The sequence below is a fragment of the Ferrimonas sp. YFM genome (assembly GCF_030296015.1).
Taxonomy (GTDB): Bacteria; Pseudomonadota; Gammaproteobacteria; order Enterobacterales; family Shewanellaceae; genus Ferrimonas.
On record NZ_AP027368.1, the window covers coordinates 3,670,930 to 3,683,604 of the forward strand.

13 protein-coding genes are annotated in these 12,675 nt (G+C 59.8%); all 13 read right to left on the reverse strand.

Going from position 1 to position 12,675, the window contains the following annotated elements; translation table 11 throughout:
* Window positions 1-576 (reverse strand): ribonuclease HII, encoded by a 576-nt coding sequence (rnhB, locus tag QUE41_RS16910; RefSeq protein WP_286340163.1) that lies wholly within the window; start codon window positions 574-576, stop codon window positions 1-3.
* Window positions 569-1,714 carry a lipid-A-disaccharide synthase gene (gene lpxB, locus QUE41_RS16915; RefSeq protein ID WP_286340164.1) on the reverse strand — a complete coding sequence of 382 codons (1,146 nt, stop codon included), beginning with the start codon at window positions 1,712-1,714 and terminating at the stop codon, window positions 569-571. Before lpxB ends, rnhB begins: the two co-directional genes overlap by 8 nt.
* 10 nt (window positions 1,715-1,724) lie before the next feature.
* A complete protein-coding gene (gene lpxA / locus QUE41_RS16920) occupies window positions 1,725-2,495 on the reverse strand; it encodes an acyl-ACP--UDP-N-acetylglucosamine O-acyltransferase (RefSeq protein WP_286340165.1) in 771 nt (256 codons plus the stop codon).
* Window positions 2,496-2,499: 4 nt separating this feature from the next.
* Window positions 2,500-2,937: a 3-hydroxyacyl-ACP dehydratase FabZ gene (gene fabZ / locus QUE41_RS16925; RefSeq protein WP_502876030.1), complete on the reverse strand. Its 438-nt coding sequence runs from the start codon at window positions 2,935-2,937 to the stop codon at window positions 2,500-2,502.
* Window positions 2,938-2,963: 26 nt separating this feature from the next.
* Window positions 2,964-4,001 carry a UDP-3-O-(3-hydroxymyristoyl)glucosamine N-acyltransferase gene (gene lpxD, locus QUE41_RS16930; protein WP_286340167.1) on the reverse strand — a complete coding sequence of 346 codons (1,038 nt, stop codon included), beginning with the start codon at window positions 3,999-4,001 and terminating at the stop codon, window positions 2,964-2,966.
* Between the two features lie 5 nt (window positions 4,002-4,006).
* A complete protein-coding gene (locus tag QUE41_RS16935) occupies window positions 4,007-4,492 on the reverse strand; it encodes an OmpH/Skp family outer membrane protein (RefSeq protein ID WP_417346286.1) in 486 nt (161 codons plus the stop codon).
* Between the two features lie 61 nt (window positions 4,493-4,553).
* Complete coding sequence (bamA, locus tag QUE41_RS16940) at window positions 4,554-7,043, reverse strand: outer membrane protein assembly factor BamA (protein WP_286340169.1); 2,490 nt, start codon at window positions 7,041-7,043, stop codon at window positions 4,554-4,556.
* 29 nt (window positions 7,044-7,072) lie between these two features.
* Window positions 7,073-8,422: a sigma E protease regulator RseP gene (rseP, locus tag QUE41_RS16945; RefSeq protein ID WP_286340170.1), complete on the reverse strand. Its 1,350-nt coding sequence runs from the start codon at window positions 8,420-8,422 to the stop codon at window positions 7,073-7,075.
* Window positions 8,422-9,612 (reverse strand): 1-deoxy-D-xylulose-5-phosphate reductoisomerase, encoded by a 1,191-nt coding sequence (gene ispC / locus QUE41_RS16950; protein ID WP_286340171.1) that lies wholly within the window; start codon window positions 9,610-9,612, stop codon window positions 8,422-8,424. The genes rseP and ispC overlap by 1 nt, the downstream gene beginning before the upstream one ends.
* A gap of 2 nt (window positions 9,613-9,614) precedes the next feature.
* The gene (locus QUE41_RS16955) at window positions 9,615-10,472 is read right to left on the reverse strand and encodes a phosphatidate cytidylyltransferase (RefSeq protein ID WP_286340172.1); all 858 of its coding nucleotides are present in this window, start codon (window positions 10,470-10,472) and stop codon (window positions 9,615-9,617) included.
* 27 nt (window positions 10,473-10,499) lie between these two features.
* Window positions 10,500-11,258 carry a polyprenyl diphosphate synthase gene (gene uppS / locus QUE41_RS16960; protein ID WP_286340173.1) on the reverse strand — a complete coding sequence of 253 codons (759 nt, stop codon included), beginning with the start codon at window positions 11,256-11,258 and terminating at the stop codon, window positions 10,500-10,502.
* Window positions 11,259-11,347: 89 nt separating this feature from the next.
* On the reverse strand, window positions 11,348-11,905 hold the full coding sequence (gene frr, locus QUE41_RS16965; RefSeq protein ID WP_286340174.1) for a ribosome recycling factor: 558 nt from the start codon (window positions 11,903-11,905) through the stop codon (window positions 11,348-11,350).
* 38 nt (window positions 11,906-11,943) lie between these two features.
* Entirely contained in the window at window positions 11,944-12,669 is a 726-nt protein-coding gene (gene pyrH, locus QUE41_RS16970; protein WP_286340175.1) for a UMP kinase, read from the reverse strand.
* Between the last annotated feature and the right edge of the window lie 6 nt (window positions 12,670-12,675).

Below are 12,675 nucleotides of genomic sequence, written 5' to 3' on the forward strand. Positions count from 1 at the left end.
TTACTCCAGGCCCAGTGCGCGGCGCACCGGTTTAAAGCTGGTTCTGTGGTGTGGGGTCGCGCCCTGGGTGGCCAGGGCCTCCAGATGGGCGGCGGTGGGGTAACCCTTGTGCCCGGCAAAGCCATAGTCCGGATAGAGCTTGTCCAGCTCCTTCATCTCCCGGTCCCGAACCACCTTGGCCAGGATGGAGGCGGCGCTGATGGCGGGCTCCTTGTCGTCCCCCTTCACCAGGGCTTCCGCCGCCAGGCCACCAAAGTCGGGGCAGCGGTTGCCGTCCACCCGCACCAACGTGGGAGTCAGGGTGAGGCCGGCCACCGCACGCTGCATCGCCAGCATGGTGGCGTGGAGGATGTTCAGGCGGTCGATCTCCTCGACACTGGCCCGGCCCACATGCCAGGCCAGGGCCTTCTCCTGGATCTCCACAAACAGCGCTTCGCGGCGCTTCTCCGACAACTTCTTGGAATCGCGCAAGCCCTCAATGGGATTGGCAGGGTCCAGGATCACCGCGGCGGTCACCACATCCCCCACCAGGGGGCCACGGCCCACCTCATCCACGCCGGCAATCAGCTCACTCATTCTCGGCTCCAATCAGCTTCAGCACCGCCTTGGCGGCCTGTTCCGAGGCATCCAGGCGCAGCTCCTGGTGCATCTGGGTAAAGGTGGCCAACAACTCACTGTTGTCCCCCTCAAGATAACCGCTGACCTGCTGGGCCAGGGCATCGGCACTGCACTCGTCCTGAATCAGTTCAGGCACCAGATCCCGTCCCGCCAGCAGGTTGGGCAGGCTGTACCTGTCGATGTTCATCATCCGCTTGGCGATGCGGTAGGTCATGGGGGCCAGCTTGTAGGCCACCACCATGGGTCGCTTCACCAGCATCGCCTCCAGGGTGGCGGTGCCGGAGGCCAGCAAAATCACGTCGGAGGCGGCCATCACGGTACGGGACTGACCGTCCACCAGCACCAGTTCCAGCTCGGGAGCCAGCTCCGCCTTCAGGGCATCAAACTGGCTGCGGCGAGCCTGATTGGCCAGGGGCACCACTATGGTGAGGTGTGGATGGCGCGCCTTAAGCTGGGCGGCAGCCTCCAGGAAAGTGGGGCTCAGCCGCTTCATCTCTCCGCCGCGGCTGCCGGGCAGCAGCGCCAGCACCTGTCCCTCCAGGGGCAGATTCAGGGCTTCTCTGGCCTCAGCCTGGTCACTGACCAGGGGGATCTCATCCGCCAGAGTGTGGCCGACGAAGGTGCAAGGCACCTGATGCTGGTCGTAGAACGCCTTTTCAAACGGCAGCAGAGACAGTACCAGGTTGGTGGCCTTCTCGATCTTAAAGATGCGCTTGGGTCGCCAGGCCCACACCGATGGGCTGACATAGTGAACCGTGGGGATGCCTGCGGCCTTGAGCGGCGCTTCGATGCGCAGGTTGAAATCCGGGGCGTCCACACCGATGTAGAGATCCGGGCGGCGGTCCATCAGGGTGGTAATCAGCTGCTTCTTGATCTTCAGCAGGCGCGGCAGGCTGCCCAGAACCTCCACCAGCCCCATCACCGCCAGGGCTTCCATATCCGCCAGGTTCTCCATCCCCACTTCCTGCATGCGGGGACCGCCAATGCCGATAAACTGGGCATCGGGGTGGCGTTTGCGAAGGGCCTTCATCAGGCCGGCACCTAAAATATCGCCGGAGAGTTCCCCGGCGACGATGGCTATGGTCAACTGGCTCAAGCCAAGCTCCTCAACGTACGATACCGCGGCTGGACTGCTCGACGAAGTCTGCCAGCATCCCCACCTCTGGGTGCTCGTCCGCCAGTTCCCTCAGCTGAGGCATCGCCTCGGCCGTGGTCAGGCTGGAGCGATAGAGTATCTTGTACGCCTTACGGATGGCGGTGATCGCTTCCTTGGAGAAGCCGCGACGCTTGAGACCTTCGTTGTTGATGCCCCTGGGCACCGCGCTCTGACCGGACGCCATCACAAAGGGAGGCACATCCTGCAGCACCAGGGAACAGCCTGCGGTGAAGGCGTGGGCGCCAATCTTCACAAACTGGTGAACGCCGGTCATGCCGCCGAGAATGGCGTGATCGCCTACCTGCACATGGCCGGCGATGGAGGCGTTGTTGGCCATGATCACATGGTCACCGACCATGCAGTCGTGGGCCACATGGGTGTAAGCCATAAACAGGTTGTTAGAACCGATCTTGGTCAGCCCCTGATCCTGAACCGTGCCGCGATGCACAGTACAGCACTCGCGGAACACGTTGTTGTCGCCAATCTCCAGGCGGGTGGGCTCGCCGGCGTACTTCTTGTCCTGACACTCCTCACCGATGGAGGCAAACTGGAAAAACTTATTGCCCTTGCCGATGGTGGTGGGCCCCTTGATCACCACATTGGAGCTGATCCAGGTGTCATCACCTATGATGACGTCGGCACCAATGTAGCTGAATGGCCCTATGGTGACGTTATCGCCAATCTTGGCATCGGGGTGGATTACCGCCTGGGAATGGATCACGGGATCAAGCCTCTCTCTTGGCACACATCAGGTCTGCGGAGCAGACAACCTTACCGTCAACCTTGGCTTCGGCGGCATAGAAGCCGATGCCGCGCTTGGCTTTCTTGAAGTAGACGTGCAGATCCAGGGTGTCGCCCGGGGTCACCTGGCGCTTGAAGCGCACATTGTCGATGCCGGCGAACAGGTACAGCTCGTTTTCACCCTTGCCGTAGGTCTTGAACGCCAGAATGGCGGAGGCCTGGGCCAGGGCTTCCAGGATCAGCACACCGGGCATGATGGGGGCTGCCGGGAAGTGGCCTGGGAAGAAGGGCTCATTGTAGGTCACATTCTTGCGGGCGTGCAGAGACTCACCCGGAACGAAATCGAGAACCCGGTCCACCAGCATAAAGGGGTGACGGTGTGGCAGAAACTGGAGGATCTCATTGACCTCCATGGTGTTCATTTGCTCAGACAAGGTGGACTCCAAACTTATTCACTATCTTGCTCTGACTCGGCCAGCTGTTTCTCCAACTGACGCAAGCGCTGATACATATCTTCCAACTGGCGCGAACGCACCGAGTTGCGACGCCAGGACTTGTTGTCCTGAATGGGCGATCCCGATGAGTAGACTCCGGGCTTGCTCAGCCCCTTGGTCACCCGGGACATCCCGGTAACATGAACGCCATCGGCCAGCTCAATGTGGCCGGCGATGCCGCTGTTGCCGCCAATAATACAGTGGCGACCAATCTTGGTGCTGCCCGCAACCACGGTGCAGCCTGCCAGGGCGCTGTGGGCACCGATGACGTCGTTGTGGGCGATCTGACACAGGTTGTCGATGATCACCCCCTCCTCGATGATGGTGTCATCGATGGCACCCCGGTCGATGGAGGTGTTAGAGCCGATCTCAACCCGGTCACCGATGATCACCGTGCCAACCTGGGGAATCTTGATCCACTGGCCACGCTCGTTGGCGTAGCCAAAACCGTCCGAGCCGATCACCGCACCCGAGTGGATGATGCACTCTTCGCCGACCACCACACCGTGATAGAGGGTGACGTTGGCCCACAGGCGAGTGCCGCGGCCCACACGGGCTCCGCGTCCCACTACGCTGCCGGCACCGATCTGGGCGTTATCGCCGATCACCGCGTCCGCTTCCACCACGGCGTTGGCGCCGATGCAGACTCCTTCACCCAACTGCGCATTGGGCTCCACCACCGCTGAAGGGTGGATGCTGTCTGCGGCGGCTGGGGTGGTATCCAGGATCTGGGCGATGCGGGCGAAGCAGACGTAGGGGTTGGCGGCCACCAGGGCATCACCCTGGTAATTTTCCGCATCCTGCGCAGACAAAATCACCGCTCCAGCGGCGGTGTTGTCTAACTGCTTACGATATTTGCTGTTTGCCAGAAAACTGATCTGGTCAGGGCCAGCATTTTCAAGGGTGGCCACTCGGGCCACCACTTTACTGCCGTCCCCCTGAACTGTGGCGCCGACCAGTTCGGCCAGCTCCACCAGGGTTTTGCTTGCCATAGTGCTTAGTTGCCTTTACCTACAGCTTGAACCACTTTCTCGGAGATGTCGGCGGCGCTGTTCACGTAAACGGCGGCACCGCGCTGCAGGATCACGTCGAACTTCTCCTGCTCGGCCAGGCTGTTGATCGCCAGCTGTACCTGCTGCAGCAGTTTCTGTTGCTCTTCCTGCTGACGCTTCTGCATATCTTCCTGCAGGTTGCGGCCCTTGCGGTTGAAGTCAGCGTTCAGGCTCTCCATCTGACGGCTCAGCTCGGTTTTCTGAGCGTCGGTCATCAGCAGGGCGTCCTTCTGCTGCTTCTCGGACAGAGCCTTCAGCTCCTCCTGTAGCTTGCGTACGGCAGCCACACGCTCGGCGAACTCAGTTTCCAGGTTCTGCATCATGGATTCGGCCTGAGGCAGCTTGCTCATTACCAGGCGCATGTCCACCACACCGATCTTCTGGGCCCAGGCGGAGGGAGCAACGGCAACCAACATCAGGGCAAGGGTCATTAACTTCTTCAAACTCAAATTCCTCTGTCTTTATTAGGCGGCGACCGAAGTCGCCGTTTCTTTAGAAAGTACGTCCAATATTGAAGGAGAACACTTCACTGTCATCCCCTTCGTACTCCTTGATCGGCTTCGCCAGACTGAACACCATGGGGCCCATGGGGGACAGCCACTGCACGGACAAACCGGCTGAGGCGCGGATGCGGCTCGGGTCGGAGTAGTCCTGAATCTTTTCAAACTCCGACTGAGGCAGCGATCGGTAGCTCTCATAATCGAACTCAGTATCCCATACGTTACCGGCATCGACAAAGAAGCTGGTACGGACGGAGTTCTTATAGGACTCGTCCAGGAAAGGAGTCGGAATGATCAGCTCGGCACTCAGGGTCGCGATGGCGTTACCACCAATGGAGCGTCCGCTGTTCACCGCTACGGTATCAGGATCCCCGGGCAAACTACAGCCGCCAAAGTTTCCGCCTGGCAGTGGGATACAGGGGGTACCGTCACCGGTCAGGTAGAAGGCGCGCGGGCCCACGGAGTTGGTCTTGAAGCCTCGCAGCACGGTGGAACCACCGGCGTAGAAGTTCTCCCAAAACGGCAGGATGTTGTCCTGGCCCTGATACTGACCATAGCCGTTACCATAACCCAGCTTACCCCGGGTCAGGAACACCCAGTCGTGGGTGCGGTTCAGCGGGAAGTAGAAGCTGGTGTCGAAGCTGACCTTGAAGTACTGAACGTCGGAGCCCGGAATGGTCATCTTACCAAACAGCTTCTGGTTGTTACCGGAGGTTGGGAAGGTGCCCCGGTTCAGGGTGCTGCGGGTCCAGTTGGCGTTGAGCTCATAGTTGTCAAACGCCAGGGTGCTGCTGGAATCCGTGGGGTCACCGTAGATCTGGTAGAACTTCAGCACCTGCTGGTAAGGCGACACCTCAGACAGCTCGTTGTGACGGTAGAACAGGCCCAGACCCAGACGGTTGTACTCGTTCACCGGCCAGGACAGATCGGCACCGATGCCGTAGGAGTTGTTCTTATAGGACTCCAGATAGTACTCGTCGGCGTCAAACTCAGACCAGTAGACGTTGATGCCGGCGCTCACCCCATCCTTGGTGAAGTAGGGATCGCGGTAGGTGGCATTGACGCTCTTCTGATAAGAGTTGTTGTTCAGGTTGATGGCAACGTTGTTGCCAGTGCCCAGGAAGTTGCTCTGAGACACACCCAACTGCAGACTCAGCTTGCTCTCGGTACCATAGCCGACACCGAAGTTGAAGGAACCGGATGGCTGCTCCTTCACCTTGTAGCTGACGTCCACCAGATCCTCGCTGCCAGGCACCGGGGTGGTTTCCACCTCGACGGTCTCAAAGAAGCCCAGACGGTTCAGGCGCTCCTTGGACAGCTCAACGGAACGACTGTTGAGCCAGGCGCCCTCGAGCTGACGCATCTCACGACGCAGCACTTCATCTTTGGTCACCGTGTTGCCGGAGAAGCCCACAGAGCGCACATAGATCCGCTTGCCGGGATCCACGTTGATGTTCAGGGAAACCTCTTTGGTCTCCTCATCCACCTCAGGGTAGGTGGTGACCTTGGGATAGGCGTAGCCATAGCGGCCGAGGAACTTACCGATAAGCTCTTCGGTAAAGGTGACTTCGCCACCGTTGTACATCTCGCCGGATTCGATGGGCACCAGCGCCTTCATCAGTGCCTCTTTGCCCAGCAGCTCACCGGTGAGGTTGATCTCCTTGACGGTGTACTGTTCGCCCTCATCCACGTTGACGGTGACGTACAGACCGGTTTTATCCGGGGTCATCGCCACCTGGGTGGAGTCCACCTTGAACTTGAGGTAGCCGCGATCGTTGTAGTAGGAGGTCAGGGTTTCCAGATCCCCCTCCAGACGCTGCTTCTGGTAGCGGCGGTCGCCGAAGAAGTCCCACCAGGCCACGTAGTCGGTCAGCTCGAACAGGCCGATCAGCTCCTCATCGGGGAACACACTGTTGCCCACGATGTTGATCTGGTGGATGTCGGCGGCGTCACCTTCGGTAAACTTCAGCTTCAGCTCAACCCGGTTACGGGGCAGGGTGATCACCTGCGCCTTTACCTTGGCGTTGTATTTACCGACGCTGTAGTAGAAATCCTGCAGGCTGCCCTCAATCTCGGTGAGGATGGTGCGGTCCAGGGGTTCACCGGTCTTGATGCCGGACCCGTCCAGACTCTCCTGCAGCTGCTCATCCTTGATGTCTTTGTTGCCGTCGAACACGATGTCGGCGATGGTCGGCCGCTCACGCACCAGCACCACCAGGGTGTTGCCGTCGCGCGCCACGGCGATATCTTCAAAGTTATCGGAAGCATAGAGGGAGCGTATCGCCCGCTGCAGGGTCAGGGTGTCCACCTGATCCCCCACCTTCACAGGCAGATTCAGCAACGCCGCACCAAGAGCAACCCGCTGTAACCCCTCAACCTTAATATCGTCAACCACAAAGGCGTCAAAGCCTGCAGCCTGCCCCTGTGCCGAAATGGCCGCACCGATGAACACCATCGATGCCATAATTTTATTCAGTCTCATAGACGAAGATTCTTATTATTTCCTTGGGCTTACAGTCGTGCCACGTCATTGACGATAGCGATAATCATCAACATCAGAACCAGTGCGGATCCGATGCGATACCCCACATCCTGAATCCGTTCAGGAACCGGCTTACCGGTAACAAGCTCCACGGCAAAGTAGAGCAGGTGGCCCCCATCCAGTACCGGCAGAGGCAGTAAATTGATGATCCCCAGGTTGACGCTGATCAGCGCCAGGAACCCCAGGAAGTAGACCAGACCGAATCCTGCGGTGCTGCCTGCCCCCTGAGCGATGGAGATGGGACCACTTAGGTTACTCACCGCAAGGTCCCCAGTAAACAATTTACCTATTGTTTTTAACGTCAGTTCAACCAGCTGCCAGGTGCGATCGAGCGAGGGGCCCACGGCAGACACCAGCCCGTAGCTGAGATCCACCTGATACTCCTGGGGCCAGGGCTCCATGGTCGGGGAGATCCCCACCTTGCCCACCAGCCTGCCCGACTCATTGGTCACCTCATCGGGCACCACGGTCAGGGTCATGCTGTTGAAGTCACGCTGTACGGTGAAGCTCATCGGCTTGCCCGGGTGGGCTTCCACCTCGGCAACCAGCAGCTCCCAGTCAGAGTAAGGCTCACCATTGACCGCCATCAGCTTGTCACCGACGCGGATGCCAGCCTCATAGGCCGCTCCCTCTTCGGTCACCAGACCCAGGACATTGCTGACCTGAGGCCGCCAGGGCATAACACCCAGGCTGACAAACAGCGGCTCTTTATCCGGCTGCACCTGCCAGTCTGAGATATCCAGATTGACGGTTCTGGGCCGACCATCCTCCTCCAGGGTCAGAGTCATCTGCTCGTTGCCGATGTACTCCACCATGGCCAGGTTGACCGCCTCCCAATCCACCGTATCCCTCTGGCCAACCCGAGTGATGATCGACTTGGGGGAGATGGCCGCTTCGGCGGCGATGGTGCTGGGGGCGACCTCACCCACCACGGGACGCACCGTGGGCACGCCCATCAGGAACATCACATAAAAGGCGAAGATGGCGAAGGCAAAATTGGCCAAAGGCCCGGCGGCGACAATGGCGATGCGCTGCCAGACGGTCTTGGCGTCGAAAGCCTGATCTCTGAGGTGATCAGGCACCTCCTCAACACGGCTGTCCAGCATCTTGACGTAGCCACCCAGAGGGATGGCAGACAGGCTGTACTCAGTACCGTCCTTGCCAATCCGACGAAGCAGCACCTTGCCGAAGCCGATGGAGAAGCGCTCCACCTTGACTCCGCAACGGCGAGCCACCCAGAAGTGGCCATATTCGTGGACGGCGATCAGGATTCCCAGGGCAACCAGAAAGGCGCCGAGACTCCAAAAAAACTGAAACATTAAGCTCCTCTGGCGATCCAGCTGTCGGCCAGCACTCTGGCCTCCCTGTCCAGCTCACCGAGGGCGGACAAGGTCATCAAAGGGCTCAGGTCCGCCCGTTCCAGACAATGGGCGTTGACCCGGGCAATGTCGGTAAACCTGATCTGTCCCTTCAGAAACGCCGCCACCGCCTGTTCGTTGGCAGCATTGAGAACCGTGGTTGCCTCCTGGCCAGTGTTGCAGGCGTCCATCGCCAGCTTCAGACAGGGGTAACGCTGGAAATCCGGCGCTTCGAAGGTTAATTGTCCGACCTTGAAGAAATCCAAAGGTTCCACGCCGCTGTGGATTCGGGTCGGATGGGAAAGGCTGTGGGCTATAGGGGTGCGCATATCTGGCTGCCCCATCTGGGCCAGCACCGAGCCATCCTGGTACTGCACCATGGAGTGGATGACACTCTGAGGGTGGATCACCACCTGAATCTGCTCCGGGGTGGCATTGAACAGCCAGCGCGCTTCGATGTACTCCAGCCCCTTGTTCATCATGGAGGCAGAGTCGACAGAGATCTTCTGCCCCATGCTCCAGTTGGGGTGGGCGCAGGCCTCCGCTGGGGTAATCAGGTCGAAACTGTCCAGGGCCCGGGTACGGAAGGGGCCGCCTGAGCCGGTCAGCAGCAAATGGGAGATGCCGTTGCCCGCCAGGTCGCAATGACCCAGGGTGTCCTGCACCTGGGTCGGCAGACTCTGGAAGATGGCGTTGTGCTCACTGTCCACCGGCAACAGGGTGGCGCCGTGCTCGCGCACCGCGTCCATAAACAACCGGCCGGAGACCACCAGGGCTTCTTTGTTGGCCAGCAGAATCCGTTTGCCCTTGCGCACCGCCGCCAGGGTGGAACTGAGTCCCGCCGCGCCGACGATGGCAGCCATCACCACATCCACGCTGTCCAGTTCGGCCACCTGAACCAGGGCCTGGTCACCGGTGAGCACCTGAGTATCCACCTTACCGCTCAGGGCCTTTTCCAGGGCCAGAGCCGCGTCGGCGTCCACCATCACCGCATAGGCGGGGCGAAACTCCTCACACAGGGCCACCATCGCCTGCCAGTTGCCATTGGCGGTCAGAACCTCGACCCCATACTGCTCTGGGTGACGGCGCACAACGTCCAGGGTGCTGCTACCAATGGAGCCGGTGGCCCCAAACAGCGCGAGTCTTTGCATGGTCAAATCCACCAGTAAAGGTACAGCAAGGCAAACACCGGCATCGCGGCGGTGATGCTGTCGATTCGATCAAGGATACCACCATGGCCGGGCAACAGGCGACCGCTGTCCTTGATGTTGGCACTGCGCTTGAACATGCTTTCAGACAGATCCCCCAGGGCGGAGGAGAGTGCGGTCAGCAACACGGCCGCCAGCACAGGAACAAAACCGTTGTTGGGCAGATAGTTCCAGGCGACCGTCGCCAGCAGGGCACACACCAGCAATCCGCCGGCCAGACCTTCAATGGTCTTGCCCGGACTCACGTGGCGAGCCAGCTTATGCTTACCAAAGGCGCGACCGAAGAAGTAGGCGCCGGTGTCCGCGCCCCAGACAATCAGCAGCACCGCCAGCACCAGATAGGCGCCATAGTGGGGGTCCTGCATTTGAGGGGCGCTGTGCAGCACCAGCATGGCCACAAAGGCAGGCAGCAGCGTCAGCTGACCAAACACCGCCTTGAGCACCATGGAGTGATGCCAGACGCGTACCGAACGCACATAGGTCACCACCAGCCCCAGGGCGATCAGCCACCAGAGGCCGCCCACCTGGAGCAGTCCCTCGGCCAGGGGATGCAATTTGTCGCCCAGCCACAGCAGGTCACTGGGTACCATGAAGTAGAAAGCCCCCATGAGCACGGCCATGGAGAGGGTAAAACTGGCTTGAATCAGGCGGTCGCCTGGTTGAATGAAGCTGCCCCACTCTTTGGAGGCCAACAGGATCACCAGGGCGATGGCCAGGGCGAAACCGTCCGCGGACAACAGGAAGATGGCGGCCAGTGCTGCCGGCAGCAGCAGCACGGCGGTTAAAACTCGTTGCTTAAGCAAAAAAAACCTCTTTGGGTTGAATTCTTGTTATGGGGCCGAGACCTGGGCGCTGGTCTGGCCGAAGCGACGCTGTCGTCCGCAATACTCGTCGAGGCAACTCTCCAGGGCCCGCTCGTCGAAGTCGGGCCACAACACCGGGCTGAACACCAGTTCGGCGTAAGCCGCCTGCCACAGGATGAAGTTGCTGATTCTGTGCTCGCCGCCGGTACGCACCAGCAGATCCACCTCGGGCAGATCCGCCATGGTCAGGTAACGGCTGATGGTGTCTTCACAGATCTGCTCCATATCCAGATGGCCCTGCTTCACCTCTTGGGCGATGCGGCAGGCCGCCTGCATCATGTCCCAGCGGCCACCGTAGTTGGCGGCCACATTGAGCACCAGGCCCTGGCAGTCGGCGGTCATCGCCTCCGCCTTGCGGATACGTTGCTGCAAGTCGTTGCTGAAGGCAGAGACATCCCCCACCACCTTCAGGCGAACATCGTTGCTCTTGAGCAACTTTACCTCACGGGACAACACCGTCATAAACAGCCGCATCAATAATGCGACCTCACGCTCCGGACGCCGCCAGTTTTCACTGGAAAACGCGAACAAGGTCAACGCCTTGATCCCGTGCTTACGGCAGACGCGCACCGCCTCCCGAACCGCTTTGACGCCGGCACGATGACCGGCAAACCTGGGGCGCCCCTTGGACTCGGCCCAACGGCCATTACCATCCATGATGATGGCAATGTGTCTCGGCAGAGACTCGGCAGATGCCGCTGGTGAGGAATCACGACTACTGAGCATGAAGGTGTTAATCCCGGCAAATGAAAACAGAAACGCCGCGTAGTATATCCAAACGCGGCGTCGATTCGCTAGCAAACAGGGACGTTTGCTTAGATCTCCATCAGCTCGGCTTCTTTCTCAGCCAGCACGGCGTCGACGGCCTTGACGAACTTGTCGGTCAGCTTCTGGATGTCATCCTCAGCGCGGCGGGCATCGTCCTCGCTGATCTCTTTCTCTTTTTCCAGCTCCTTGATGTGGGAGTTGGCATCACGACGGATGTTGCGGATGGCCACTTTGCCGTTCTCAGCTTCGGCGCGAACCACTTTCACCAGATCCTTACGGCGCTCTTCAGTCAGAGGAGGCAGAGGGATGCGGATGGTGGTGCCGGCGGAGTTGGGGTTCAGGCCCAGGTCAGAGGCCATGATCGCCTTCTCAACCGCCTGAATCATGGAGCGGTCGAATACGGTGACCGCCAGGGTACGGCTGTCTTCGGTGGAGATGTTGGCCACCTGCTTCAGGGGGGTGTCGGCGCCGTAGTAGGAGACTACGATGGTGTCCAGCAGGCTGGGGTGAGCCCGGCCGGTACGAACCTTGGCCATCTGAGTGCGGCAGGCTTCCACACTCTTATCCATGCGCGCTTCGGCGTCTTGCTTAATGTCGTTAATCACGGTGAACTTCCTTACGGTGTCGACTCGATGCGTAAAAATTAGTTGGTGATCAGGGTGCCGTTGGCTTCGCCCATCACCGCCCGGCGCAGGGCGCCCGGCTCGTTCATGTTAAAGACCAGCAGAGGCAGGTCGTGATCCCTGGCCAGAGTAAAAGCAGACAAGTCCATGACTTTCAGCTCTTTCTCCAGAACCTCTTTGTAGGTGATTTTATCATACTTCACTGCGTCGGGATTGGTAACCGGGTCATCTGAGTAAACTCCGTCCACCTTGGTGCCCTTGAGGACCACGTCGGCTTCGATTTCGATGCCGCGCAGACAGCAGGCGGAATCCGTGGTGAAGAAGGGGTTACCTGTGCCGGCAGAGAAGATCACCACCCGGCCCTGCTTCAGCAGGCTGATCGCTTCAGCCCAGCTGTAGTTGTCGCAGACGCCGTTGAGGGGGATGGCCGACATCAGTCGGGCGTTCACATAGGCACGGTGCAGTGCATCACGCATCGCCAGGCCGTTCATCACGGTGGCCAGCATGCCCATGTGGTCACCCACCACCCGGTTCATGCCGGCTTTTGCCAGGCCTTCACCGCGGAACAGGTTGCCACCGCCGATCACCAAACCTACCTGCACACCCAGCTCAACCAGCTCCTTGATCTCCTGAGCCATACGGTCAAGTACCTTGGGGTCGATGCCGAAGCCCTCTTCGCCCTGGAGTGCTTCACCACTGAGTTTTAACAAGATGCGTCGAAATGCGGGTTTTGGATTGGTGCTCATCTTTTT